Source organism: Agromyces sp. NDB4Y10 (assembly GCF_001620055.1).
Lineage (GTDB): Bacteria > Actinomycetota > Actinomycetes > Actinomycetales > Microbacteriaceae > Agromyces > Agromyces indicus.
The window spans coordinates 14,441-38,985 of sequence record NZ_LQGY01000015.1 but is presented as its reverse complement, the minus strand read 5'-3'; the positions used below and the strand labels follow the sequence as shown (position 1 = coordinate 38,985).

Annotated in this window: 23 protein-coding genes; 17 read left to right on the top strand and 6 right to left on the bottom strand. The window is 72.4% G+C overall.

Annotated elements, in window-relative coordinates; translation table 11 throughout:
• Positions 1-111 precede the first annotated feature (111 nt).
• From AVP42_RS04645 to AVP42_RS04600, 12 genes are all read left to right on the top strand, one after another.
• Positions 112-609 (top strand): PH domain-containing protein, encoded by a 498-nt coding sequence (locus tag AVP42_RS04645; RefSeq protein ID WP_067946605.1) that lies wholly within the window; start codon positions 112-114, stop codon positions 607-609.
• 23 nt (positions 610-632) lie between these two features.
• Positions 633-2,228, top strand: coding sequence for a PH domain-containing protein (locus AVP42_RS04640; RefSeq protein WP_067946603.1), 1,596 nt, complete (start codon positions 633-635; stop codon positions 2,226-2,228).
• Complete coding sequence (locus AVP42_RS04635; RefSeq protein ID WP_067946601.1) at positions 2,218-2,982, top strand: Rossmann-like and DUF2520 domain-containing protein; 765 nt, start codon at positions 2,218-2,220, stop codon at positions 2,980-2,982. Before AVP42_RS04640 ends, AVP42_RS04635 begins: the two co-directional genes overlap by 11 nt.
• A gap of 86 nt (positions 2,983-3,068) precedes the next feature.
• Positions 3,069-3,887, top strand: coding sequence for a pantoate--beta-alanine ligase (panC, locus tag AVP42_RS04630; protein WP_231878544.1), 819 nt, complete (start codon positions 3,069-3,071; stop codon positions 3,885-3,887).
• 119 nt (positions 3,888-4,006) lie between these two features.
• Positions 4,007-5,515, top strand: a complete 1,509-nt coding sequence (lysS, locus tag AVP42_RS04625) for a lysine--tRNA ligase (protein WP_067946597.1) — start codon at positions 4,007-4,009, stop codon at positions 5,513-5,515.
• 27 nt (positions 5,516-5,542) lie between these two features.
• Positions 5,543-5,692 (top strand): hypothetical protein, encoded by a 150-nt coding sequence (locus tag AVP42_RS16405; RefSeq protein ID WP_157356727.1) that lies wholly within the window; start codon positions 5,543-5,545, stop codon positions 5,690-5,692.
• A gap of 85 nt (positions 5,693-5,777) precedes the next feature.
• Positions 5,778-5,954, top strand: a complete 177-nt coding sequence (locus tag AVP42_RS16605) for a hypothetical protein (RefSeq protein ID WP_197466956.1) — start codon at positions 5,778-5,780, stop codon at positions 5,952-5,954.
• Positions 5,955-5,960: 6 nt separating this feature from the next.
• A complete protein-coding gene (gene cls, locus AVP42_RS04620) occupies positions 5,961-7,427 on the top strand; it encodes a cardiolipin synthase (protein ID WP_067946595.1) in 1,467 nt (488 codons plus the stop codon).
• A 312-nt stretch (positions 7,428-7,739) separates the two neighbouring features.
• On the top strand, positions 7,740-10,337 hold the full coding sequence (locus AVP42_RS04615; RefSeq protein WP_067946593.1) for a M14 family zinc carboxypeptidase: 2,598 nt from the start codon (positions 7,740-7,742) through the stop codon (positions 10,335-10,337).
• Positions 10,338-10,521: 184 nt separating this feature from the next.
• Positions 10,522-11,310: a DeoR/GlpR family DNA-binding transcription regulator gene (locus tag AVP42_RS04610; RefSeq protein WP_067946591.1), complete on the top strand. Its 789-nt coding sequence runs from the start codon at positions 10,522-10,524 to the stop codon at positions 11,308-11,310.
• The gene (locus tag AVP42_RS04605; protein WP_067946588.1) at positions 11,307-12,278 is read left to right on the top strand and encodes a 1-phosphofructokinase family hexose kinase; all 972 of its coding nucleotides are present in this window, start codon (positions 11,307-11,309) and stop codon (positions 12,276-12,278) included. Before AVP42_RS04610 ends, AVP42_RS04605 begins: the two co-directional genes overlap by 4 nt.
• Before the next feature lie 12 nt (positions 12,279-12,290).
• Positions 12,291-14,342 (top strand): fructose-specific PTS transporter subunit EIIC, encoded by a 2,052-nt coding sequence (locus AVP42_RS04600; protein ID WP_067946586.1) that lies wholly within the window; start codon positions 12,291-12,293, stop codon positions 14,340-14,342.
• A gap of 55 nt (positions 14,343-14,397) precedes the next feature.
• Here the strand turns inward: AVP42_RS04600 and AVP42_RS04595 are convergent, their stop codons facing one another.
• On the bottom strand, positions 14,398-15,429 hold the full coding sequence (locus tag AVP42_RS04595) for a pirin family protein (RefSeq protein WP_067946584.1): 1,032 nt from the start codon (positions 15,427-15,429) through the stop codon (positions 14,398-14,400).
• Positions 15,430-15,514: 85 nt separating this feature from the next.
• Between AVP42_RS04595 and AVP42_RS04590 the strand changes: the two genes are divergently transcribed.
• Positions 15,515-16,021: a hypothetical protein gene (locus AVP42_RS04590; RefSeq protein ID WP_067946583.1), complete on the top strand. Its 507-nt coding sequence runs from the start codon at positions 15,515-15,517 to the stop codon at positions 16,019-16,021.
• Positions 16,022-16,049: 28 nt separating this feature from the next.
• Here the strand turns inward: AVP42_RS04590 and AVP42_RS04585 are convergent, their stop codons facing one another.
• The 3 genes from AVP42_RS04585 to AVP42_RS04575 are packed head-to-tail and all read right to left on the bottom strand — an operon-like array spanning position 16,050 to position 17,499.
• A complete protein-coding gene (locus AVP42_RS04585; protein ID WP_067946581.1) occupies positions 16,050-16,568 on the bottom strand; it encodes a glycine cleavage system protein R in 519 nt (172 codons plus the stop codon).
• Positions 16,569-16,609: 41 nt separating this feature from the next.
• The gene (locus AVP42_RS04580; protein ID WP_067946580.1) at positions 16,610-16,882 is read right to left on the bottom strand and encodes a helix-turn-helix transcriptional regulator; all 273 of its coding nucleotides are present in this window, start codon (positions 16,880-16,882) and stop codon (positions 16,610-16,612) included.
• Entirely contained in the window at positions 16,882-17,499 is a 618-nt protein-coding gene (locus AVP42_RS04575) for a hypothetical protein (RefSeq protein ID WP_067946578.1), read from the bottom strand. Before AVP42_RS04575 ends, AVP42_RS04580 begins: the two co-directional genes overlap by 1 nt.
• Positions 17,500-17,685: 186 nt before the next feature.
• Here AVP42_RS04575 and AVP42_RS04570 point away from each other — a divergent pair, with 186 nt between their 5' ends.
• The 4 genes from AVP42_RS04570 (at position 17,686) to AVP42_RS04555 (ending at position 22,232) form a co-directional block, all read left to right on the top strand.
• Complete coding sequence (locus tag AVP42_RS04570) at positions 17,686-20,208, top strand: ATP-dependent Clp protease ATP-binding subunit (RefSeq protein WP_067946611.1); 2,523 nt, start codon at positions 17,686-17,688, stop codon at positions 20,206-20,208.
• Positions 20,209-20,308: 100 nt separating this feature from the next.
• Positions 20,309-20,818 (top strand): amino-acid N-acetyltransferase, encoded by a 510-nt coding sequence (locus AVP42_RS04565; RefSeq protein ID WP_067946575.1) that lies wholly within the window; start codon positions 20,309-20,311, stop codon positions 20,816-20,818.
• Positions 20,819-20,892: 74 nt separating this feature from the next.
• The gene (locus AVP42_RS04560) at positions 20,893-21,552 is read left to right on the top strand and encodes a hypothetical protein (protein WP_067946573.1); all 660 of its coding nucleotides are present in this window, start codon (positions 20,893-20,895) and stop codon (positions 21,550-21,552) included.
• Between the two features lie 272 nt (positions 21,553-21,824).
• On the top strand, positions 21,825-22,232 hold the full coding sequence (locus tag AVP42_RS04555; protein ID WP_067946571.1) for a dehydrogenase: 408 nt from the start codon (positions 21,825-21,827) through the stop codon (positions 22,230-22,232).
• A gap of 55 nt (positions 22,233-22,287) precedes the next feature.
• Here the strand turns inward: AVP42_RS04555 and radA are convergent, their stop codons facing one another.
• Complete coding sequence (gene radA / locus AVP42_RS04550) at positions 22,288-23,652, bottom strand: DNA repair protein RadA (protein ID WP_067946569.1); 1,365 nt, start codon at positions 23,650-23,652, stop codon at positions 22,288-22,290.
• A gap of 10 nt (positions 23,653-23,662) precedes the next feature.
• Complete coding sequence (locus AVP42_RS04545; RefSeq protein ID WP_067946567.1) at positions 23,663-24,493, bottom strand: SGNH/GDSL hydrolase family protein; 831 nt, start codon at positions 24,491-24,493, stop codon at positions 23,663-23,665.
• Positions 24,494-24,545 lie beyond the last annotated feature (52 nt).

Below are 24,545 nucleotides of genomic sequence, written 5' to 3'. Positions count from 1 at the left end.
CGCTCGGCCGGGCCGAGCTCCGGGTCGCCGGCGCCCGCCCCGCCGGCGCCCGAACTCGCGCCCCCGGCGATGCCGCCCGCATCCCCGGCGATGCCGCCGGTGCCGCCGCCCATGCCGCCCGCGCCGCCGGCCGCGCCCCGCGAGATCGACGCCGACTGGCGACGCGTCTCGCCCAAGCACGTCGTCGTCGAGGTCGTGGGATCGGTGATCGGCTCGGGCATCACCGTCGCCGTGCTCCTCGTCGCGGGAACCTGGCTCGACCTGCCCGTCCTCTGGTGGGCCGCCGCCGCGATCGGTGCGATCGCGCTCGTCGCCATCGCGCTCGAACCGCGCCGGGTGCGCTCGATCGGGTACCGGCTCCGCGCCGACGACCTCGTCTTCCGGCGCGGCATCATGTTCCAGCGGCAGGTGGCGGTGCCCTACGGCCGCATGCAGCTCGTCGACATCACGCGCGGTCCGGTCTCGCGCGCGCTGGGCCTCGCCGACCTGAAGTTCGTCACGGCCGCCGCCGCGACCGCGGTCACGCTGCCCGGCCTGCCGCTCGAGGAGGCGGAGCGGCTGCGCGACGAACTCGTCGCCCTCGCCGAGACGCGCCGGGCGGGGCTGTGACCGGGACCGGCCCCAGGACACCGGTGCGCGATCTCGCCGACGGCGAGTGGCACCGCCTGCATCCGGCGAGTCCGCTCCTGCGCGGCGGACTCGTCTTCCTCGCCGTGCTCGGATTCGTGATCGCCAACCTGCGCGAACGCGTCGTCGAGGTCTTCCTGCTGCTGTTCGCGCCCGTCGCGCCCGATGACCGGTTCGAGCCCTCCGCCGGATGGAGCGGCGACTGGGCCGAGGACCCGATCGGCGGGATCGTGGTCAACGGGCTCATCGGCTGGGCGCTCGTGGCCCTCGCGGTCGTCATCGTCCTCGTGATCGCCGGATTCCACCTCGCGTGGCGCATGCACACCTTCCGCGTGACCTCCGAGGCGCTCGAGGTCCGCAGCGGCATCCTGTTCCGCTCGCACCGCAGCGCCCGGCTCGACCGCGTGCAGGGCATCAACCTCAACCGACCGCTCTTCGCGCGGCTGTTCGGCACCGCGAAGCTCGACGTGTCGGTGGCCGGGCAGTCGGGCAACGTCGACCTCGCGTACCTCGGCTCGGCGCAGGCGGAACGGCTCCGGGCCGACCTGCTCCGCCTCGCCTCCGGGGCGCGGGGCGCCGGGGCGACCGGGGCCGAGCCCGCGACCGACGTCGAGGCGGAGGCGGGGGAGCCGGGCACGCTCGCAGCCCGCGCCGGCCAGCTCGTCGGCCGCCGCGTCGACGAGTTCCGCGCGCCCGAGCTCGACCCGTCGCTCGCACCGCCGGAGTCCATCGTCCGGCTGCCCCTGCCGCGCGTGATCGCGTCGGCGCTCCTCGGCGGCTCGATGATCTGGTTCGCCGTGCTCGTCGTGGTCATCACCACGGGCGTGATCAGCGGCGCGCCATGGGTGCTGTTCACGTTCGTGCCCGCGGCCATCGGCCTGATCAGCTACCTGTGGTCGCGCATCACGAAGTCGCTGCGCTACTCGATCGCCGGCACGGCCGACGGCGTGCGCATCGGCTCGGGCCTGCTGTCGACCGCGAACCAGACGATCCCGCCGGGGCGGGTGCACGCGATCGAGGCGACCCAGTGGCTGCTCTGGCGTCCGTTCGGCTGGTGGAGCATCCGCATCAACGTCGCCGGGCAGTCGCTCGCCGCCGGCAACGACGGGATCCAGCGCACCCTCGTGCTCCCCGTCGGCACGATCGACGACGTCCGCCGGGTGGTGGGCCTGTTCGTGCCCGATGCCGATCCGACGCTCGACCACCTGCTGCTCGCCGGCATGACCGGCTCCGGGCCGACCGCGGGCTTCCTCGTCGCGCCGGGACGGGCCGCCTGGATCCGTCCGTTCTCGTGGCGGCGGATCGGGCTCGCCGTGCACGGCGGGCTCGCGCTGCTCCGACGCGGACTGCTCGTCCGCAGCGCCGTGCTCGTGCCGCTCGCGCGCATGCAGTCGGTGGCGATCGCGGCGGGTCCCGTCCGGCGCGCCCTCCGCGTCGCCTCGTTGCGCATCCACACCGTGATGGGCCCCGTGACGGCCGAGGTGCCCGCGCTCGACCGGGCCGATGCGGATGCCGCGTTCGAGGCGCTCGCCGCCGAATCCGTCGCACGCGCCCTTCGGGACCGCACCGACCGCTGGGGGGTGACCGCCGATGGTCGCTGACCGACGGGCGGGCCGCCTCGGCGTCGGCACGATCGGGGCCGGCCGGGTCGGCGCGGTGCTCGCCTCGGCGCTCGCGGGCGCCGGCCACGCGCTCACCGGCATCTCCGCCGTGTCCGACGCGAGCCGCGAGCGCGCTGCGGCGATGCTGCCCGACGTCCCCGTCCTGCCCATCCCCGAGATCATCGAGCGCAGCGAACTCGTGCTGCTCGCGGTGCCCGCCGACGAACTGGCGCCCCTCGTCGAGGGCCTCGCCGCGGCGGGAGCCTGGCGCCCGGGTCAGCTCGTCCTCCACACGGCCGCGCGCTACGGCGTCGACGTGCTCGCCCCCGCGCTGCGGTCCGGGGCCATCCCGCTGGCGATCCACCCGGCCATGACGTTCACGGGCACGAGCATCGACCTCACGCGCTTGGCCGGCACGTGGTTCGCGGTGACGGCGCCGGCGCCGGTGCTGCCGATCGCCCAGGCGCTCGCGGTCGAGATGGGCGGCGAGCCGTTCGTCGTCGCCGAGGAGGATCGCGGCGCGTACGCGGACGCGGTCGACACCGCGGTCTCGTTCTCGAGCGCGATCGTCGACCAGGCGGCCGGCATCCTCGAGGGGATCGGCGTGGCGCGGGCGGGCTCCGTGCTCGCGTCGCTCGTGCGCAGCTCGGTCGAGAACGCGCTCGCGCGGCACGACCCCGGTCCGACGGTCGACGGCGGGGCGACTACGATCGACGGGGCCGACGACGCACGGCCGTCCGGAGGTGACAGGTGAGCGAGCGCAGGGTCGGTGGGGGCCGGGCGGGTGGCACGGCGGCATCCGTCGTCGTCGCACCTCGGGTGGTCGACACGGTCGCCGGGATCCGCGACGAGGTCGACGCGCACCGCGCCGCCGGGCGCCGCGTGGCGCTCGTGCCGACGATGGGCGCGCTCCACGACGGGCATCTCGCGCTCGTGCGCCGCGCCCGCGAGGTTGCCGATGTGGTCGTGGTGTCGATCTTCGTGAACCCGCTCCAGTTCGGCGCGGGGGAGGACCTCGACCGGTACCCCCGCACGCTCGAGGCCGACCTCGCCGCGCTCGGCGCGCACGGCGTCGAGCTCGTCTTCGCGCCGTCGCCCGACGAGATGTACCCCGAGGGGGCCGTCGAGACGCGCGTGACGGCCGGCCGCATCGGCGAGCTGTACGAGGGCGCCTCCCGCCCCGGGCACTTCGACGGCATGCTCACCGTCGTCGCGAAGCTGTTCAACATCGTCCGTCCCGACCACGCGGTGTTCGGGCAGAAGGACGCCCAGCAGGTGTTCCTGGTGCGCCGGATGGTGCGCGAGCTCGACGTGCCGCTCGCGATCGAGGTGGTGCCGACCGTCCGCGAGCCCGACGGGCTGGCGATGTCGAGTCGCAACCGGTACCTCGAGGGCGACCAGCGCCGCGCGGCGCTGCTGCTGTCGGAGTCGCTCGCCGCCGCCGAGGCCGTGGGCGCCGAGGGGCTCGACGAGGTGCTCGCCGAGGCGGCGGCCGCGTTCGGCGACCACGACGGCGTCGAGCTCGACTACCTGGTGGTCGTCGACCCCGAGACGTTCCTCCCCGTCGGGGAGGAGGCGCGCGGCGAGGCGCTCGTGCTCGTCGCGGCGCGCGTGGGCTCGACGCGGCTCATCGACAACGCGGTCATCTCGCTGGGCTGAACGCCGCGGCATCCGGGCACCGGTCAGGCTCGGCCGGGGGCGGCGGGCTACGCTGTTCTCTGGCGTCCGCGAACGGATGCCGCCTCCCCACGCCCCCGCCGACCGATTCCGGAGTCCACATGGCCGACGAGACCACGCACGAGCCGACCGCCGAGGAGATCTCGGAGCAGAAGGCTGTGCGTCTGGCCAAGCGCGAGCGGCTCAACGCGGCATCCGACGACCTCGGCGCGGGCGCCTACCCGGTGAGCCTGCCGATCACGTCGTCGATCCCCGAGGTGCGCGACCGGTTCGTGGGTCTCGGCGTCGACGAGCGCAGCGGCGAAACCGTGGGCGTGGCGGGGCGCGTGGTGCACCTGCGCAACACCGGCAAGCTGTGCTTCGCCGCGCTGCAGTCGGGCGACGGCAGCCGTATCCAGGCGATGGTCTCGCTCGGCGAGGTGGGCGAGGAGTCGCTCGCGGCGTGGAAGGAGCTCGTCGACCTCGGCGACCACGTGTTCGTCGCGGGCGAGGTGATCACGAGCCGCCGGGGCGAGCTGTCGATCATGGTGAGCGAGTGGCGGATGGCGGCGAAGGCCATCAACCCGCTGCCGAACCTGCACCACGAGCTCTCCGAGGAGACGCGGGTCCGCAGCCGGTACCTCGACCTGATCGCGCGCGATCAGGCGCGCCGCAACGTGCTCGACCGGGCCGCCGTCAACGCGAGCCTGCGCCGCACGTTCACCGAGCTCGGCTTCGTCGAGGTCGAGACGCCCATGCTGCAGGTCATGCACGGCGGCGCGTCGGCGCGGCCGTTCGTCACGCACTCGAACGCGTTCGACACCGAGCTGTACCTGCGCATCGCGCCCGAGCTGTACCTGAAGCGCGCGGTCGTCGGCGGCATCGAGCGCGTGTTCGAGATCAACCGCAACTTCCGCAACGAGGGCGCCGATTCGACGCACAGTCCCGAGTTCGCGATGCTCGAGGCCTACGAGGCGTACGGCGACTACCACTCGATCGCCGACCTCACCCAGCGGCTCATCCAGGACGCCGCGCACGCCGTGTCGGGATCCCACGTCGTCACGTGGGCCGACGGCACCGAGTACGACCTCGGCGGCGACTGGGAGCGGCTGTCGATGTACGACTCGCTGTCGGACGCGGTCGGCGAGCGCATCACGCCCGAGACGCCGATGTCTCGCCTGCAGGAGCTCGCCGCGGCGGTCGACATCGAGATCGACCACCCGCTGCCGGGCAAGTACGTCGAGGAGCTCTGGGAGCACCACGTGAAGCCGGGCCTCGAGCGCCCGACGTTCGTGATGGACTTCCCGCTCGACACGTCGCCGCTCGTGCGCCAGCACCGCAGCATCCCCGGCGTCGTCGAGAAGTGGGACCTCTACGTGCGCGGCTTCGAGCTCGCGACCGGCTACTCGGAGCTCGTCGACCCGGTCGTGCAGCGCGAGCGGTTCGTCGAACAGGCGCGTCTCGCCGCGGGCGGCGACCCCGAGGCGATGCGCCTCGACGAGGAGTTCCTGCGTGCGCTCGAGTTCGGCATGCCCCCGACGGGCGGCATGGGCATGGGCATCGACCGCCTCCTCATGGCCATCACCGGGCTCGGCATCCGGGAGACGATCCTGTTCCCCCTCGTGAAGTGACCGGCCCCGAATCGAACGGATGACGCGATGAACGACTACCTCCCCAAGAAGGAGCTCGAGCCCGAGCGCGACCCGCGGCAGCCCTCCTTCGCGCGCGTCGCGATCTGGGTCATCGTCGGCGCGATCGGCCTGTACCTGCTCGGTTCGGGCATCTGGGGCATCGTCACCGGAGGCTGACGCCGCGGCATCCGCTCGCCGTACCCCGAGCTGGGGCGACCCGCACCCAGCGAACCCGAGGAAACCCCCGTATTCTGGAACGGCTATGGACGAATTCTGGGCGAACGCCATCTGGTCGGTGGCTCCGACCGTGCTCATCGGACTCATGTTCTGGTTCGTGATGCGCGCGGTCGTGCGCGCCGACCGCCACGAGCGCGACGCCTACGCCCGGATCGAGGCCGAGGAGCGCGCGAAGCGCACCGGCGAGCACCGGGCCGCGTAACCGGGGATGACGCCGGCGCAGACGACGGCCCTCATCGGCGGCATCCTGCTGCTCATCGACCTCGTCGTCCGGATCATCGCGATCATCGTCGTGCCGCGCAACCGGCGCCCCACCGCGGGCATGGCGTGGTTGCTCGCCATCTTCTTCATCCCCTACATCGGCATCCTGTTCTTCCTGCTGATCGGCAACCCGAAGCTCCCGAAGTCGCGGCGCGACAAGCAGGAGCAGGTGGACCGGTTCATCCGCGAGAGCACCCACGGCGTCGAGCGCGTGAGCGACAGCTCGGCCTGGCCGGACTGGTTCGAGGGCGTCGTGCGGCTGAACCGCAACCTCGGCGCGATGCCGCTCATCGGGCAGAACGGCGCGAGGCTCATCGGCGACTACGAGGCGTCGCTCGACGCGATGGCCGACGCGGTCGACCGGGCCACCCGGTACGTGCACGCGGAGTTCTACATCTTCGCGTACGACTCGACCACGGCCCGCTTCATCGACGCGCTCGGCAACGCGGCCGCGCGCGGCGTCGAGGTCCGCGTGCTGCTCGACCACATCGCGTCCCGCCGCGTGAAGGGCTACAAGCGCACGCTGCGCCGCCTCACCGACTTCGGCATCGAGTGGCAGCTCATGCTGCCCGTGCAGCCGCTCAAGGGCCGGTACCAGCGACCCGACCTGCGCAACCACCGCAAGATCCTCGTCGTCGACGGCGAGATCGCCTACATGGGTTCGCAGAACGTCATCGACCGGAGCTACCACAAGCGCAGCAACCTCCGGCGCGGACTCAAGTGGCAGGAGCTCGTCGCCGAGGTCGAGGGGCCCATCGTGTCGGGCCTCGACGCGATCTTCGCCACCGACTGGTACCTCGAGACGGGCGAGGCGCCGTCGCGTGACGAGCTGATCCCGTTCGAGCAGGAGTCGGAGCTGCAGAACCTCGACTGCCAGGTCGTGCCGAGCGGGCCCGGCTACCAGAACGAGAACAACCTCAAGCTGTTCCTCGCGCTGCTGTACGCGGCCAGGGAGCGCATCATCATCACGAGCCCCTACTTCGTGCCCGACGAGGCGATGCTCCGGGCGATCAGCGGCGCGACGCAGCGCGGCGTGCACGTCGAGCTGTTCGTCTCCGAGATCGGCGACCAGGCCCTCGTGTACCACGCGCAACGGTCGTACTACGAGGCGCTGCTGCGGGCTGGGGTGCGCATCTACATGTACAAGGCGCCGTTCATCCTGCACGCCAAGCACTTCACGATCGACGACGACGTGGCGGTGATCGGTTCGAGCAACATGGACATCCGGTCGTTCGAGCTCAACATGGAGGTGTCGCTGCTGGTCCGCGGGGCGTCCTTCGTGCGCGAGATGCGCGCGGTCGAGGACGGCTACCGACGGGACAGCCGCGAGCTCACCCTCGACGAGTGGATGCAGCAGCCGCTGCGGTCGACCATCCTCGACAACCTCGCCCGGCTCACCTCGGCGCTGCAGTAGCGCGCGGTGCGCGTGCGCCCGCGTCCGGGACGGGGGACATGCGCCGGAAACATGCCAGCGCATAGGCTCGCTGCAACTGCGCGCCGCCCCGGCGATCCTCAGCGTGCCCGCTTCGCGCCTCCGCGCCACGATCGCGCAAGAATCTTGATCAGAACGCAACGTTCCGGTCTGGAAGACGCCGCCGCCGCATGACAAGGTGAGTGGCACCGCTTTCCCGCGCACGATCTCACCATCCGGTCGTGCGCGGCTCGCGTGCCCCCGGTGATCCCCGAGGGCCCGCGGGTCACCGAGGTCCCGCAGAAACGGAGCAGTATGTCGTTCCACCGCACCATCGCGGGCGCGAGCATCACGGCCGTCCTGGCCGCGACGCTCGTCGCCGGTTCCGTCCCGGCGGTCGCGCTCGAGGGCGCGCCCGCCGCCCCGATCGTCACGCCGGTCTCCCCGCTCGTCGCGCCGCCGACGAGCTACCCGTACCAGCCGGTGCTCGAGACGGTCGCCGACAATCCCAACGACGTCTCGATCAACCGCGGCGTCATCCCCTACGACGAGATCGCCCCGAAGCTGAACTCGCTCATGGCCGCCAGCGACCGCATCTCGGTCCAGGTGGTCGGCAAGTCGGCGCAGGGCCGCGACATCCATCTCGTGACGATCACCGAGAAGGAGAACCGCGGCCAGACGACCAAGCAGGCGCAGTTCCGCCAGATGGTCAAGGAGAACCCGGCCGCCGCCGCCAAGAACACGGCCCTGCTCAGCCAGTACAAGGTGCCGATCTGGTTCAACGCGAACATCCACGGCAACGAGTGGGAGGGCACCGACTCCGTCCTGCAGTACATCGAGCACCTCGCGACCGCGCCGTACAGCGAGGTCAAGGAGCTGCTCCAGGGCTACCGGCTCTACTTCACGGTGACCAACAACCCCGACGGCCGCGCGCTCGGCCAGCGGGCCACGGCCGACGGGTTCGACGCCAACCGCGACATGATCACGGGCGCGACCGCGGAGGCCCGCATCATCCGCGACCTCACTGGCGTCATCCAGCCGACGTTCTACGTCGACCTGCACGGGTACACGAGCGTCCTCCAGGTCGAGCCCTGCGGCCCGCCGCACGGTGAGAACTACGAGTACGACCTGTTCCTGCCGCACGCGTACTCCGCCGCGCTCGCCATCGAGCGGGCCGTCGTCGACGCGAACATCCCGGGCAACACGTACCTCGCCCCGAACGGCAGCGCGACGACCACGAACACCGGCAAGATCAAGATCCCCTACCGCGACATCCGCTCGGGTTGGGACGACTGGCCCCCGATCTTCACCCCGCAGTACATCGCGTACCAAGGTGCGATCACGAACACCGTCGAGCTGCCGCTCGGCCGCGTGGAGGCGGTCTCGAACCCGGCGAACGCCGCCGCGAACAGCGCTCGCGCCGCGGTGAACATCCAGGTGTCGAACGTCGTCGTCGAGACGTCGGTCGACTACGTGGTCGACAACCGCGAGGCGCTGCTGTCGAACCAGATCGAGATCTTCCGTCGCGGCGTGGCGGGCGAGCCGATCGAGCCGATCCCGGCCGACATCGACCCGGCCTCGGTGCCGGCGCCGAACGAGTGGGCCGAGATCTGGGACGAGACCGACGTCTACCCGACCGAGGTGCCGCGCGCGTACGTGATCCCCGTGGGTGACACGCAGCGCTCGACGACGGATGCCGCGAGGCTGGTCGACCAGCTCATCGCGAACGGCGTCAAGGTGCACCGGGCCAAGGCCGCGTTCTCGGCCGACGGCACCGACTACCCGGCCGGGTCGTACGTGGTCGACATGCACCAGCCGCTGCGCGGCATGGCGAACGTGCTCCTCGCCGACGGCAGCGACATCTCGACGCGGGTGCCCGACATGTACGACATCTCCGCGTGGAGCCTCGCGCTCCTGTGGGGTGCCGACGTCGACGCGATCGGCGACACCACCGACCCGGCACTGCGCGTGAAGCTCGAGCAGGTCTCGAAGGCGGCCCCGACGGGCTCCGTGCCCGCGACGGGCGCGTACCTCGAGCTCGCCACGAGCGGCGTCGCCGAGTACCAGGCGATCAACGCGCTGCTCGCCTCGGGCGTCGCGGTGTCGGCCTTCGAGGACGGCTCGGTGATCCTGCGAGCGGATGCCGCGGGTCGCGCCGCCGCCGCCGAGGTGGCGACGCAGTACGGCGTGGCCTTCACCGCGTCGGACGGGTCGCGCCTCACCAGTGAGGAGAGCACGGGCCTCGACCAGCTCCGCGTCGCGTACACCGGCGGCGCCGAGGAGGTCGTGACGCTCCGGCGCCTCGGCTTCCACGACGTCCTGAACGTCACGGCCGCCGGACTGCAGAGCGGCGCGGTCTCGCTCGACGGCGTCGACGTGCTGTGGATCGGCGGCACGCTGAGCTTCAGCGGCGCCCAGGCCGCCGGCCGGGCGAAGGTCCAGGCGTACCTCGACGCCGGCGGCGGCGTGGTGGGCGAGGGCACGGCGATCGCCGCGTTCGCGAACACCTTCGGCCTCGTCACGTCGACGGCGGTCTCGGGCACGAGCGGCTCGAACGGCATCCTCAACGTGGACCCGGTCGAGGGCGGCCTGCTCGGCACCTACCCGATGGAGACGTCGTTCGGGTACCCGGCCGTGTGGTTCACCAACCTCGGGGCCAACGCGGTCGTCGAGCAGCGCTACGACGCGGCCGACCCGTTCGTGTCGGGACACTGGCGCGACTCGAGCGGTCGCTCGCAGGCGAACGCCGCCGGGCAGGCGTCCGCGGTCTCGGCCGAGACCGCGGCGGGCAGCCGGGTGCTCATGTTCGGCTCGTCGATGAACTTCCGCACGCACCCGGTCGGGCTCTACAGCCAGATCGCTCGCGGTCTGTTCTGGGCGGGTAGCGAGGGCACGGAGGTGCCGGCTCCCTAACGAACTGAGCGAGGTCACGGCGCCGGTCGGAACGCGAGTTCCGCCCGGCGCCGTCGCGTGTCCGCAGCTCCGAATGTCTGTTTGTGTGGGAATCTCTGCGAAACAGTTGCATTTCACGAGAATGGGGAGCTAAACTCACACAACCGCAGAGAAGCCGGCAGGATCACAGGCAAGGAGGCCACGCATGTACGCGATGGAGCGACACGAGCACATCCTCGCCGCCCTCGGCCGCACCGGCCGGGTCTCCGTCGCCGACCTCGCCGACGAACTGCGCGTCACCCCCGAGACCATCCGCCGCGACCTCGATGCCCTCGAGCGCGCCGGCCACGCGCGCCGCGTCCACGGCGGAGCGGTCAGCGCCTCCCGCGCCAGCATCGCCGAGACGACCGTGCTCGAGCGCTCGAGCCGGGCCACCGACGCGAAGCGCGCGATCGCCCGTGAGGCGCTCGCCCTGGTACCGCCCACCTTCACCGGCTCGATCCTCATCGACGCGGGCACGACGACCGGTGCGCTCGCCGACGCCCTCGCGGCCTGGCGGCCCGACCCGGGCGTCCCGCCGCTCACCGTCTACACGAACTCCATCCCCATCGCCGCCGCGCTGCACGGCAACGCGAACCTCGTCGTGCGCATCATCGGCGGCACGGTCCGCGGCATCACGAGCGCCGCCGTCGGCCCCGCGGCCGTTGCCCAGCTCGCCGAGATCCGCCCCGACATCGCGTTCCTCGGCGCCAACGGCGTGAGCGCCGACTTCGGGCTCTCGACGCCCGACGAGCTCGAGGCCCAGATCAAGCGCGTCATGGTCGACCGCGCCCGGCTGGCCGTCGTGCTCGCCGACGCGTCGAAGCACGACGACGAGGCGCTCCAGCGCTTCGCCGCCCTCGACGAGGTCGACGTGCTCATCAGCGATGCCCCGCCCGGCGGCCGGCTCGCCGCCGCGCTCGCCGACGCCGAAGTGGAGGTGCGGGTCGCATGATCGTGACGCTCACCGTCAACCCGTCGCTCGACCGCACCGTCGAGCTCGACCACGAGCTCCGCCGAGGCGAGGTGCAGCGGGTCGTGCGCGACGTCGAGGAGCCCGGCGGCAAGGGCGTCAACGTGACCCGCGCCCTCACGGCCTCCGGCGTCGACTCCGTCGCCGTGCTGCCCGGGCGTGCGGACGACCCGCTCGTGGCCGCCATCCGCGCCGCGGGCGTGCCCGTGTCGACCGTGCCCATCGCCGCCCGGCTCCGCTCGAACATCACGATCACCGAGCCCGGGGGCGTCACCACCAAGCTCAACGAGGCCGGGCCCGAGCTCACCGCGGCCGAGCAGTCCGACCTCGTCGCCGCGGTGATCGAGCAGTCGACGGATGCCGCGTGGCTGGTGCTCGCCGGCTCGCTGCCGCCCTCGCTCGCCCCCGACTTCTACGTCCGCCTCGTGCGCGAGGCCCGCGCCGCCGGCGTCACCGCCCGCGTCGCCGTCGACACCTCGGGGGCGCCGCTCGCGGCGCTGCTCGACTCCGGCGAGCCGATCGACCTCATCAAGCCGAACGGCGAGGAACTCGCCGAGCTCGCGGGCTCGCCCGACCCCGACGCCCTCGAGGCCGACCCAGCCCGGGTCGCCGAGGTCGCCGCGCGGCTCGCACCCCGCGGCATCCGTTCGTCGCTCGTCACGCTCGGCGCCGTCGGCGCCGTCCACGTGCAGGGCGAGCACGCGTGGTTCGCCCCCGCGCCCCGCATCGTGCCGCGCAGCACGGTCGGCGCCGGCGACAGCTCGCTCGCGGGCTTCCTGCTCGCCCTGACCGAGGGGGAGGGGCCCGAACGGGCGCTCGCCCAGGCGGTCGCCCACGGCGCGGCCGCCGCGTCGCTCCCCGGCTCGGCGGTGCCCCCACGGGACCTCGCCGACGCCTCCGCCATCACCGTCACCCGAATCCGGGGCGCCGTCGCCCCGGTCGTCTCCTAGGAGGAACCCCCGATGTCCGACGTCATCGAACCGCGGCTCGTCAGCCTCGACGAGCCGCTCGGCGCCGACAAGGCCGCCGTCATCCGCGCCCTCGCCGGCGCGGTCGTGGCCGCCGGCCGCGCCACCGACACCGACGCGCTCTTCGCGGACGCCTGGGCCCGGGAGGAGAAGGACTCGACCGGCGTGCCCGGCGGCATCGCCATCCCGCACGCGAAGTCCGACGCCGTGACCGTGCCGACGCTCGCCGCGGCCCGCCTGCCCGAGGGCGTCGACTTCGGCTCCTTCGACGGGCCGGCCGACCTGGTGTTCCTCATCGCGGTGCCGTCGGCGTCGACGCAGGACCACCTCGCGGTGCTCTCGACGCTCGCCCGCTCGCTCATCCGCGAGGACTTCGTCGCGTCGCTGCGCTCCGCGCCCGACACCGCGACGTTCGTCCGGCTCGTCGACGAGGCGCTGGCGCCCGAGCCCGAGGCGACGCCCGCCCCCGTGCCCGCCGCCGCCGCGGGTGCCGCCGGCGCCGCGCCGGCCGGGTCGACGGATGCCGCGGCATCCGCTCACGGCGGACGCCCGGTGCTCGTCGCCGTGACCGCCTGCCCCACCGGCATCGCGCACACCTACATGGCCGCCGACGCGCTGCGCGCCGCGGCCGACCGCGAGGGCATCGAGCTGCACGTCGAGACGCAGGGCTCGTCGGGCGCGACGCCGCTCGCGCGCGACGTGATCGAGCGTGCCGACGCCGTGGTGTTCGCGGTCGACGTCGACGTGCGGGACCGCTCCCGCTTCGCCGGCAAGCCGGTCGTGCAGGGGCCCGTCAAGCGCGGTATCGACGACCCGGCGGGCATGATCCGCGAGGCCGTCGCCGCGTCCTCCGACCCGAACGCGCGCCGCGTGGCCGCCGAGCCCGGCGCCGCGAGCGCCGCCGAGTCCCAGGCGAACGAGCACCTCGGGCAGAAGATCAAGCGCGTGCTGCTCACGGGCGTCAGCTACATGATCCCGTTCGTCGCCGGCGGCGGCCTGCTCATCGCCCTCGGCTTCCTGTTCGGCGGGTACGACATCACCGACAACGCGCAGGAGGTCGTGCTCGGCAACTCGCTGTTCAACCTGCCCGACGGCGGCTTCCTCGAGTACCTCGGCGCGGTGTTCTTCACCATCGGCGCCATCTCGATGGGCTTCCTCGTGCCGGCGCTCGCCGGCTACATCGCCTACGCGATCGCCGACCGGCCCGGCATCGCGCCCGGCTTCGTCGCGGGCGCCGTCGCGGGCCTCATGGGCGCCGGCTTCATCGGCGGCCTCGTCGGCGGCATCCTCGCGGGTGTCGTGGCGCTCTGGTTCGCCCGCCTCAACGTGCCGCGCTGGCTCGCGGGCCTCATGCCCGTCGTGATCATCCCGCTCGTCGCCTCGATCGCCGCATCCGGTCTCATGATCGTCGTGCTCGGCGGCCCGATCGCGAGCCTGTCGACCGCGCTGAACGACTGGCTGTCGGGCCTCACCGGCGCCGGGGCGATCGTGCTCGGACTGATCCTCGGTGCGATGATGGGCTTCGACCTCGGCGGACCCGTCAACAAGGTCGCCTACTCGTTCGCGGTCGCCGGTCTCGGCGCGGGCTCGATCGACAACCAGGTGCCGTGGACCATCATGGCCGCGGTCATGGCGGCCGGCATGGTGCCGCCGCTCGCGATGGCCCTCGCCACCGTGCTCGACCGCCGCCTGTTCACGCCGGTCGAGCGTGAGAACGGCAAGGCGGCGTGGCTGCTCGGCGCCGCGTTCATCTCCGAGGGCGCCATCCCGTTCGCCGCGGCCGACCTGTTCCGCGTCATCCCGGCCTCGATCCTCGGCGGCGCCGTCGCCGGCGCGATCTGCATGGGCGCTGGCGTGACCTCGCAGGCCCCGCACGGCGGCATCTTCGTGTTCTTCGCGATCGGCAACCTGCTCATGTTCGTCGTCGCGATCCTCGCCGGCATGGTGGTGGCCGCCCTCACGGTCATCGCCCTCAAGCGGTGGGTGCGCCGCCGCCCGGTCGAGGTCGAGCAGACGGTCGCGGCCCCGCAGGTCGCCGTGGCCTGAGGGCTGCTCGAGTCGACGGCCGGTACCGCCCCGCGCGGTGCCGGCCGTCGGCGCGTCAGCGCCGCGGTCGCAGGCGCACCGTCGGGAGTTCGGGCGCGGGCAGCGGGGCCCCGTCGTACCCGGGCACGGTGCCGAACGGACCGTCCGGGTCGTTCCGGTCGATCACGTCCGACTCCCAGCGCCGCCGGAACTCCACGACCTCCTCGTGCGAGCGGCCGATGAAGTTCCACCACATGACGATCTCCTCGCCGAACGGCACGCCGCCGAGCAGCACCACGCGCACCGGGTCCGCGTCGGCCCGCAGGCGCACCCGGTCGTGGCCGGGCTCGAGGTAGGCCAGCTGCGCCCAGGGGACCTCGGTGGCGGCATCCGTGCCCGGGAGCCCGATCGAGACCGGCCCCGCGTCGACGAGCACGCCGTGCTCGAACGTCGGATCGAGCGGCAGGTCGACGACGCCGCCCGCCGGCAGGTCGACCTGAGCGCCGAGCAGGGGGCTGAACACCGTGACCGGCGAGGCCGCGGCATCCGTCGTCGCGTCGGCGGCCTCGGGCCGGCCGTTCGCGAGCTCGCCCGTGAACACCCGGACGGTCGCATCCCCCACCTGGAACGGCGAGGTGTCGGCGTGCTCGAAGAACGGCGCCACGTGGCGCGAGTCCTCGGGCAGCACCGTCCAGAGCTGCACGCCGTGCAGCCGCGTCGTGCCCGGCGTCGACACCTCGGAGTGCGAGATGCCGCGCCCGGCCGTCATGAGGTTGACCCCGCCGGGACGCACGAGCTCGTGGCTGCCCGTCGAGTCGCGGTGCTCGATCTCGCCCTCGAACAGCCAGCTGACGGTCTGCAGGCCGGTGTGCGGATGCGGCGGCACCACCATGCCGCCGGTCTCGGCGACGTCGTCGGGGCCGTAGTGGTCGGCGAAGCACCACGCGCCGATCGTGGTCCGGCCCCGCTGCGGGAGCGTGCGCCGCACGGGCATCGCGCGCGGGCCGCCGAGCGGCACTTCGCGGTACTCGAGCACCTGCACCGCCGGCCCCTCGGGCGCCTCGGGCGGGCAGAGCAGTTCGACGGGATCACGCTCGAGGTTGCTCATGCTGCGAATCCTACGCTCGGGTTCCGAGGCGATTCCCGGCGTGCGGCACTGCCGACGACGGATGCCGCGGGGCTAGCATGTGCGCATGGCCGCCCCGCAGCTCGCCGTCCGCCGTCTTCCGCTCGCCGTCGTCGCGCTGGCGTCGGTGCTCCTCCTGGCCGGGTGCGCGCCCGGGTCGGGGCCCATCGAGGACTACCCGGGCCTGCCCGTCATCGAGGAGGAGACGGACGAGGGCGCCGACGTCGAGTCGGAGGACGAATCCGGCGCCGAGGGCGAGGAGGAGCCCGAGGAGGAGGTCGCCGAGCCGACCGGCGACGAGCCCTACGTGATCTGGCTGCGCGACGGCGGTCGCCTGGCGATCACGATCTGGGGCTCGTCCACGTGCCCCGTGGTGCCGACGGAGCTCCGCGTGACCGCGGAGGCGGGGGAGGGGAACGCCGTCGAGGCCGTGCTGCCCGAGCAGCCGAACCGGCCGTGCACGATGGACTTCGTGCCCCACACGACCGTGTTCTCCACGCCCATGGACGTGACGACCACCGAGCCGCTCGAGGTGACGATCGGCGACACGGTGGTCATCGTGCCCATCAAGTAGATGCGGGCCGGCCCTCGCGGCCTCGGGGTCAGTCGATCGTGAGGTCGACGAGCAGGCGCGCCGCGAGCTGCTCGAGCTCGTCGCGCACGGCCACGGGCTCGGTGCCCGTCGGCACGCGCGCGACGATGTGCGCCTCGAACAGCCGGCCGCCGGCCATGGGCGCATCGCGCCGCTCGGTGTGCATGGTCTCGATGCTGACGCCGTGCCGGGCGAGCGCCGACGACACGTCGCGCACGATCCCGGGCTGGTCGCTCCCCACGAGGTCGATGCGGAGCTCAGCCCATCCGTCGGGCGCGGACTCGCCGGCCTCCTCGACGCCCGGGTGCGCCGTGACGTCGAGGAGCCCGTCCAGTCCCGCGAGCGCCGAGCGGAGCGCCTCCTCGCGGCCGTCGGGCACCGACACGACGACGATGCCCGCGAACTGGCCCGCGAGCTCGGCCATCTGGCTCCGCTCCCAGTTGCCGCCGTGGGCGCCGATCGTCTCGGCGAGCGCCTCCACGAGGCCGGCGCGGTCGTCTCCGATGACGGTGAGCACGAGTCTGGGCATGCGTGCATCCAACCACGCGGGCTCGGGGTGCGTCGAGCCGGTCAGCCGGCGCGCACCGCGTCGACCGCCGGCCCCGCGGCATCCGCTCGGCGCAGTACGATCAGGTCGCCGATCTCGCAGTCGAGCGCCCGGCAGATCGCCTGCAGCGTCGAGAAGCGGATGGCGCGGGCGCGGTCGTTCTTCAGCACGCTGAGGTTCACGACGCTCACGCCGACCAGTTCGGCGAGCCGGGTCAGGGTCAGGCCGCGTTCGGCGAGGAGCTCGTCGAGCCGGCAGTGGACGTCGTGGACCTCGTCGACCTCGGCGGGCGCCATCAGACGAGCCCCTCGGTGTCGCGCTGCAGGCGTGCGCCGACCTGGAACGCCGCGCCGACGGCGCCGAGCGCGAGGATGGCGAAGGGGACGGCCCAGTCGGTGCTGAAGGTGATGCCCTCGTACGTGTAGTCGCTGACCGCCGAGAGTGCGCCGTTGACGGTCATGTTCGTGAGGATGCTGCCGAGCAGCCACCCCGCGGCGAGCACGCCGGCGCCCCAGAGCACGATCCGGACGTTGCCGCGCGAGAACGCCCGGCCGCGCGCCAGGTTCCAGCAGAAGAGCGCGAAGAGGGCGATGCCCGCGACGACGGTCGCGCCGTGGACGAGCGGCTCGGCCACCAACGCGAAGCCGGTCGCCGCGGCCGGTTCCGGCACGGTGACGACGGCCTGGTCGACGCCCACCGCGACGGGCGCGCCGTCGGGGCCGATCGGGAGCTCGGCGCGCTCGTCGAAGAACGGCACGAGCACGGGGACGTCTCGGAGCGGGAGGACCTCCGCGAGCCGGATCGCCACCCGCCAGATCGTGGCGATGACGGCGATGAGGGCGATGCCGACGGTCGCGTACATGCCGATCGTGTCGCTGCGGTCGAGGCGGGTCGTGGCGTCGGGGGCGGTCATGGATCCTCCGGGGTCGGGTCGAGTGGTGCTTATCGATATTCGTTGTTATCGACGATCGATATGTTACGGATGGCGCCCACCCCGGTCAAGCCACGGTGCGCCCACGGCGAACACGGGCCCGTGGCCGAGTCCCGGTGGTTACCGTTGATGTATCGACGCCCCGACCGCGTCGACGAGGAGATGATGATGTTCGAGAGATTCACGGACCGAGCCCGTCGTGTCGTCGTCCTGGCCCAAGAAGAGGCCAAGATGCTCAACCACAACTACATCGGCACCGAGCACATCCTGCTCGGCCTCATCCACGAGGGTGAGGGCGTGGCCGCGAAGGCGCTCGAGTCCCTGGGCATCTCGCTCGATGCCGTCCGCGAGCAGGTCCAGGACATCATCGGCCAGGGCCAGCAGCAGCCGACCGGGCACATCCCCTTCACGCCGCGCGCGAAGAAGGTGCTCGAGCTGTCGCTGCGCGAGGCGCTGCAGCTCGGCCACAACTACATCGGCACCGAGCACATCCTCCTCGGCCTCATCCGCGAGGGCGAGGGCGTCGCCGCCCAGGTGCTCGTGAAGCTCGGCGCCGACCTCAACCGGGTGCGCCAGCAGGTCATCCAGCTCCTCTCCGGCTACCAGGGCAAGGAGCAGGTCCAGGTCGGAGCCAACGAGCAGCAGGCGCCGCAGGGCGGCTCGCAGATCCTCGACCAGTTCGGTCGCAACCTCACGCAGGCCGCGCGCGAGTCGAAGCTCGACCCGGTGATCGGCCGCGAGAAGGAGATCGAGCGGGTCATGCAGATCCTCTCGCGCCGCTCCAAGAACAACCCCGTCCTCATCGGCGAGCCCGGCGTCGGCAAGACCGCCGTCGTCGAGGGCCTCGCGCAGGCGATCGTCAAGGGCGAGGTGCCCGAGACGCTGAAGGACAAGCAGCTCTACTCGCTCGACCTCGGCTCGCTCATCGCCGGCTCCCGCTACCGCGGCGACTTCGAGGAGCGCCTGAAGAAGGTCACCAAGGAGATCCGCACGCGCGGCGACATCATCGTCTTCATCGACGAGATCCACACCCTCGTGGGTGCGGGTGCCGCCGAGGGCGCGATCGACGCCGCGTCGATCCTCAAGCCGCTGCTCGCCCGCGGCGAGCTGCAGACGGTCGGCGCGACCACGCTCGACGAGTACCGCAAGCACTTCGAGAAGGATGCCGCGCTCGAGCGCCGCTTCCAGCCGATCCAGGTCGCCGAGCCGAGCCTGCCCCACGCGATCAACATCCTGAAGGGGCTGCGCGACCGCTACGAGGCGCACCACAAGGTGTCGATCACCGACGGCGCGATCGTCGCCGCGGCGAACCTCGCCGACCGCTACATCAGCGACCGGTTCCTGCCCGACAAGGCCATCGACCTGATCGACGAGGCCGGCGCCCGCCTGCGCCTGTCGATCCTGTCGTCGCCGCCCGAGCTGCGCGAGTTCGACGAGAAGATCGCGGTGGTCCGCGCCGCGAAGGAGACGGCGATCGAGGAGCAGGACTTCGAGAAGGCCGCGTCGCTGCGCGACGAGGAGAAGAACCTGCTCGGCGAGCGGCTCCGCCTCGAGAAGCAGTGGAAGTCGGGCGACGTCAAGACAACCGCGGTGGTCGACGAGGGCCTGATCGCCGAGGTGCTCGCCCAGGCCACCGGCATCCCCGTCTTCAAGCTCACCGAGGAGGAGAGCTCGCGACTGGTCTTCATGGAGAAGGCGCTGCACGAGCGCGTCATCGGCCAGGAGGAGGCGATCTCCGCCCTGTCGAAGACGATCCGCCGCACGCGTGCGGGGCTCAAGGACCCGAAGCGCCCATCGGGCTCGTTCATTTTCGCCGGCCCCACGGGCGTCGGCAAGACCGAGCTGGCCAAGGCGCTCGCCGAGTTCCTCTTCGACGACGAGGCCGCCATGATCTCGCTCGACATGTCGGAGTACGGCGAGAAGCACACCGTCTCGCGACTGTTCGGCGCCCCTCCCGGGTTCGTCGGCTTCGAGGAGGGCGGCCAGCTCACCGAGAAGGTCCGCCGCAAGCCGTTCAGCGTCGTGCTCTTCGACGAGATCGAGAAGGCCCACCCCGACATCTTCAACTCGCTCCTCCAGATCCTGGAGGAGGGCCGCCTCACCGACGGCCAGGGTCGCGTCGTGGACTTCAAGAACACCGTCATCATCATGACGACGAACCTCGGGACGAAGGACATCTCCGGCGGTCCCGTCGGCTTCCAGGTCGAGGGCGACACCCGCACGGGCTACGACCTCATGCGCGCGAAGGTGAACGAGGAGCTGAAGAAGCACTTCAAGCCCGAGTTCCTGAACCGCGTCGACGAGATCATCGTCTTCCCGCAGCTGTCGAAGGAGGAGCTCCTCCAGATCGTCGACCTGTTCATCAAGCGACTGGGCGAGCGCATGCTCGACCGCGACATGACCGTCGAGCTCACCACCGCGGCCAAGGAGCGGCTCATCGAGGTCGGGTTCGACCCGGCACTCGGCGCCCGCCCGCTGCGTCGCGCGGTGCAGCACGAGGTCGAGGACCGCCTGTCCGAGAAGATCCTGCACGGCGAGCTCAACTCGGGCGACCACGTGCACGTCGACTTCCGCGACGGCGAGTTCGTCTTCACGACCACGCAGCGGGCCCTGCCCGTCGGCGTCGGCGTGAACACCGGCGCCGCGATCGGCACCGGCCCGGCCACGCCCGACCTGGCGGCCGGCCAGTAGCCACGCGGTTCGAAGGGGCGGATGCCGCGGCATCCGCCCCTTCGCCGTCCCCGCGGGTGCCGAATGCGAGACGCGGGGCCCCGCGCAATACGATGAGCGGATGACGCAGCCGCCCTTCACCGTGCGCAAGGCGCGCACGCGCGACATCCCCACGATCGTCGAGCTCGTGGAGCCGCTGGTGGCGCGCCGCATCCTGCTCGGCAAGGAGCGCGTCGACCTGTACGGCGACGTGCAGGAGTTCCGCGTCGCCGAGGCCGCCGACGGGTCGGTGGTCGGGTGCGGGGCGCTCCACGTGATGTGGGAGGACCTCGGCGAGGTCCGCACGCTCGCGGTGCGCGACGACTGGCTCGGACGGGGCGTCGGGCACGCACTGCTGGACGCGCTCGAGGGCGACGCACGAGAGCTCGGCCTCAGCCGCCTGTTCTGCCTCACGTTCGAGGTCGCGTTCTTCAGCCGCCACGGCTTCGAGGACATGGGCGGCGAGTCGGTCGATCCGGCCCTGTACGCGGAGCTCGTCCGTTCCCACGACGAGGGCGTCGCCGAGTTCCTCGACCTCGCCCGCGTGAAGCAGAACACCCTCGGCAACACCCGGATGCTGAAAGTCCTCTGAGCGTTCCTCACCGCTCGTCCGGCGCGCCGGGCGACCGTCGGTCCGAGGTCGGCGGGCGGCCGTAGCCTGTGGCCATGTCCGAGAATCGCACCACGCAGGGGCGCCTGCCCGCGAGCGTCTACCGTCGCCGCCGGGCGATGGTGCTCCTCGGTCTCGTCGCGGTGATCATCGCGATCGTGCTCGTCATCGTGCGCCCGGGCGCGAGCCAGGGCGATGAGGTCGCGCAGACGACGCCCGCGTCCGCCGAGCCGTCCGCCCCGGTCGCCACGGCACCGCCGTCCGACGACCCCGCCGCCACGCCCGAGCCGGCCGTCGAGCCCGTCGACGGCGCGCCCTGCACCGACGCGCAGATCACCGTCGAGGCGGTGACGGATGCCGCGGTGTACGCCACCGGCGAGCAGCCGCAGCTGTCGGTGACGATCACCAACACGGGGCCGAACGTCTGCGTGATGAACGTCGGCACGAAGGCGCAGGCGTTCACCGTGCAGAGCGGCGACGAGGTGTACTGGTCGTCGACCGACTGCCAGGTGGAGCCGGTCGACGCGGTCGTGTCGCTCGAGCCGGGCACGCCCGTGTCGTCGAGCACGCCGCTCGTGTGGGACCGGACGCGCTCGAGCCCCGACACGTGCGACGCCGAGCGCGCCGCCGCCCCGGGCGGGGGAGCGTCGTACCACCTCGGCGTCGCGGTGGACGGGTTCGCGTCCGAGACGACCAAGCAGTTCCTGCTGTACTGATCCGCGACCGCCGCGGTGGCGGCGGCTCGCGCGGTGCGCGGTGTCCCCTGAAGTGCCGACAGGACCGGGGGCGGGGCCTTCGATAGATTCGACGTGGGTCGCGCACGCGCGGCTCCGGGAACGGCCCGGTTCCGTTTCCGGGTGGGGGCGCCGGCTCGCATCGCCCTTGCGAGCAGGAAGACACCATCAGTGCACCGTCTCCCGTCTTCGGGTGACGGGAGGCGGTGCGCTCCCTCTGCGCTTCGCGCGCCGCGGCCGGTTAGGCTCGTCGGATGGCCGGTGGAAAGCGTGCGAAGGGCGGCGAGCCCGTGGAGTTCCGTTCCCAGGCGCTCGCGGAGGCGCTCGAGCGGCAGGACATGGCGGCGGTGGCGCTCGCGCTGCGGCACGGCAACACCGTGGTGCCGCTGATGAAGCCGGGTCCGCGCGACAAGCCGCTCGACGGCGGCGAGGTGTGGACCTACCGAGATCCGCGAACGGGCGAGGTGGCGCTGCTGCTGTTCAGCGACGCGGCGAACAAGCCGGCGAACCTGCCGCCCGCGGTGGGCCTGCAGAGCCCGGCGTGGCTCCGCACGTTCCTCAAGCGCTACGAGTCGACGATCACGACGGTGTTCCTCGACATCGCCGGCCCGCACCCGATGCAGGCGTCGCCCGCCGAGCTGCTGAAGGCGCTCGAGGCGTAGGTTCGCGGGACGCCGGCTTCGCGCGGCGACTCGCGCCGCCGCGGCGCGCTCTCGGTCAGAACGCGGCGTCGAGCTCGCGCTCGCGGGCGCCGGTCGCGACCATCATGGCCCGCTCGACCGCGGCCCGGACGCTGCCCAGGTCGTCGTCGAGCAGGTCGCGGTAGCCGAGGCGACGCGCCTCGGCGCCACGCTGCTTCGCGGACGTGACGGGTCGCACCTCGCCCGCGAGGCTGATCTCGCCCACGGCGGCCAGGTCGTGCGGCACCGCCCGGTCGCGCATGGCACTCGCGATGGCGATGGCGATCGCGAGGTCGGCCGCGGGTTCGACGAGCCGCACGCCGCCGACCGTGGAGACGTACACGTCGTGCTCGCCGAGCTGGCGGAGGCCCGCGCGGCGCTCGAGCACCGCGATGATCATGGCGACCCGCGACGGGTCGACGCCGTTCACCACCCGGCGGGGCTGCGGGGCCTTCGTGCCGACGACGAGCGCCTGCACCTCGACGGGGAGCGCCCGTCGCCCCTCGAGGGCGACGGTCACGCAGGTGCCGCTCACGGCGGTGCGGGATCGGCTGAGGAACAGCGCGGACGGGTCGGGCACCTCGGCGATGCCGTCGCCGGTCATCTCGAAGCAGCCGACCTCGTCGGTGGGGCCGAAGCGGTTCTTGAGCGCCCGCACGAAGCGCAGCGCGGTCTGGCGGTCGCCCTCGAACTGGCAGACGACGTCGACGAGGTGCTCGAGCAGCCGCGGGCCCGCGATCGTGCCGTCCTTCGTGACGTGGCCGACGAGGAGCACGGGCAGCTGCCGCTCCTTGGCGACGCGGATGAGGGTCGACGCGACCTCGCGGACCTGGCTCGGCTGGCCCGGCAGGCCGTCGGAGAGCGAGCTCGACACCGTCTGCACGGAGTCGACGATGAGCAGGTCGGGCTGCACCTCGTCGACCTGGCCGAGGATGGTCGCCAGATCGGTCTCGGCGGCCAGGTAGAGCTCGTCGTGCAACGCGCCGGTGCGGCCGGCCCGCAGGCGCACCTGCGCCGTCGACTCCTCGGCGCTCACGTAGAGCACACGGCGCCCGGTCGCCGCGACCCGCGCGGCCACCTCGAGCAGGAGGGTCGACTTGCCGACGCCGGGTTCGCCCGAGAGGAGGATCGCGGCACCGGCGACGATGCCGCCGCCGAGGACCCGGTCGAACTCGCCGATGCCGCTCGGCCGGTGGGCGGTGTGCTCCGCCTCGATCTGCCCGATCGGCCGCGCGGCCCTCGCGGAGGACGGCGCGACCGGCTGCAGGCTGCGGGTGATGCCGGTCTCGGTGCCCGACTCGACGACGGTGCCCCACTGCTGGCACTCGGCGCATCGGCCGACCCACTTGACGGTGCTCCAGCCGCACTCGGTGCAACGGAACGCGGTCGTGGGCTTCGGCATGCTCGAAAGCCTAGGCGCGGCCCCCGACATCCGCGGGGACCCCGGCCGCGGCATCCGTCTCGTCGTCGCCCGCGGGGAACCGCTCGGCGAGGGTGGCGAGCACGGCCGGCCGGAACGCGTCGGCCCACACCCGGTACCCGTGGTCGTTGGGGTGGAACCAGTCGTTCGCGAAGTGGGTGAAGATGCGGCGGAAGCCGCGCAGGCGCGTCTCGCGGTGGAGGCGCACGAGCGCGAGGCCGCGCTCGTCGACGAGGCGGCGCAGGATCTCGTTCGCCACGGCGACCTTGCGCTCGTTGTGCGGGAAGTAGAAAAACGGCAGGTCGGCGACGAGCGCGTGCGGGGGCACCGCATCGAGGATCGCCCGCAGGTTCGCCTCGAACGCCTCGGGGTCCCACTTCGCGATGTCGTTGGCCCCTATCGACACGGTCATCACGTCGGGGCGGTACTTCGCGAGCTTCGGCAGCTGGTCCTGCACGGCGAGCGCCGTCGTCGCGCCCGAGACGCTGAGGTTCACCACGCGCACCGTCCGCCCGGTGGTGTCGCGGATGAGCCGCGCGAGCACGCCGACGTAGCTGTGGTCCGGCCGGCTCGCCCCGATGCCCTGCGCCGCGCTGTCGCCCATCGCCACGTAGAGGATCTCGCCGCGGACCTTGGCGTGGTCGCGCCACCACTTCGAATGCACGGGCAGCGTCTCGTTGAGGATCAGGCTGTTGCGCGTGATGCTCGCACGGAACCGCCGCCACGCGGCGCGCGCGGCGAGCACGGCACCGCCGAGCACGGCGACGGTGACGACGGCGGATGCCGCGGCGGCGCCGGGCGGACGATCGGGTTGCTGTGGCACGCGGCGACGCTATTGCCGCGGGCTGAACGACCGCTGAGCGCCGGCTGGACGC

Bases quoted from the DNA above. Each gene is read 5' to 3' on its own strand.
- AVP42_RS04645 (WP_067946605.1), top strand. From the start codon at position 112: ATGCCGCCCGCGCCGCCGGCCGCGCCCCGCGAGATCGACGCCGACTGG.
- AVP42_RS04635 (WP_067946601.1), top strand. From the start codon at position 2,218: ATGGTCGCTGACCGACGGGCGGGCCGCCTCGGCGTCGGCACGATCGGG.
- lysS (WP_067946597.1), top strand. From the start codon at position 4,007: ATGGCCGACGAGACCACGCACGAGCCGACCGCCGAGGAGATCTCGGAG.
- AVP42_RS16405 (WP_157356727.1), top strand. From the start codon at position 5,543: ATGAACGACTACCTCCCCAAGAAGGAGCTCGAGCCCGAGCGCGACCCG.
- AVP42_RS16605 (WP_197466956.1), top strand. From the start codon at position 5,778: ATGGACGAATTCTGGGCGAACGCCATCTGGTCGGTGGCTCCGACCGTG.
- cls (WP_067946595.1), top strand. From the start codon at position 5,961: ATGACGCCGGCGCAGACGACGGCCCTCATCGGCGGCATCCTGCTGCTC.
- AVP42_RS04615 (WP_067946593.1), top strand. From the start codon at position 7,740: ATGTCGTTCCACCGCACCATCGCGGGCGCGAGCATCACGGCCGTCCTG.
- AVP42_RS04610 (WP_067946591.1), top strand. From the start codon at position 10,522: ATGTACGCGATGGAGCGACACGAGCACATCCTCGCCGCCCTCGGCCGC.
- AVP42_RS04605 (WP_067946588.1), top strand. From the start codon at position 11,307: ATGATCGTGACGCTCACCGTCAACCCGTCGCTCGACCGCACCGTCGAG.
- AVP42_RS04600 (WP_067946586.1), top strand. From the start codon at position 12,291: ATGTCCGACGTCATCGAACCGCGGCTCGTCAGCCTCGACGAGCCGCTC.
- AVP42_RS04595 (WP_067946584.1), bottom strand. From the start codon at position 15,429: ATGAGCAACCTCGAGCGTGATCCCGTCGAACTGCTCTGCCCGCCCGAG.
- AVP42_RS04590 (WP_067946583.1), top strand. From the start codon at position 15,515: ATGGCCGCCCCGCAGCTCGCCGTCCGCCGTCTTCCGCTCGCCGTCGTC.
- AVP42_RS04585 (WP_067946581.1), bottom strand. From the start codon at position 16,568: ATGCCCAGACTCGTGCTCACCGTCATCGGAGACGACCGCGCCGGCCTC.
- AVP42_RS04580 (WP_067946580.1), bottom strand. From the start codon at position 16,882: ATGGCGCCCGCCGAGGTCGACGAGGTCCACGACGTCCACTGCCGGCTC.
- AVP42_RS04575 (WP_067946578.1), bottom strand. From the start codon at position 17,499: ATGACCGCCCCCGACGCCACGACCCGCCTCGACCGCAGCGACACGATC.
- AVP42_RS04570 (WP_067946611.1), top strand. From the start codon at position 17,686: ATGTTCGAGAGATTCACGGACCGAGCCCGTCGTGTCGTCGTCCTGGCC.
- AVP42_RS04565 (WP_067946575.1), top strand. From the start codon at position 20,309: ATGACGCAGCCGCCCTTCACCGTGCGCAAGGCGCGCACGCGCGACATC.
- AVP42_RS04560 (WP_067946573.1), top strand. From the start codon at position 20,893: ATGTCCGAGAATCGCACCACGCAGGGGCGCCTGCCCGCGAGCGTCTAC.
- AVP42_RS04555 (WP_067946571.1), top strand. From the start codon at position 21,825: ATGGCCGGTGGAAAGCGTGCGAAGGGCGGCGAGCCCGTGGAGTTCCGT.
- radA (WP_067946569.1), bottom strand. From the start codon at position 23,652: ATGCCGAAGCCCACGACCGCGTTCCGTTGCACCGAGTGCGGCTGGAGC.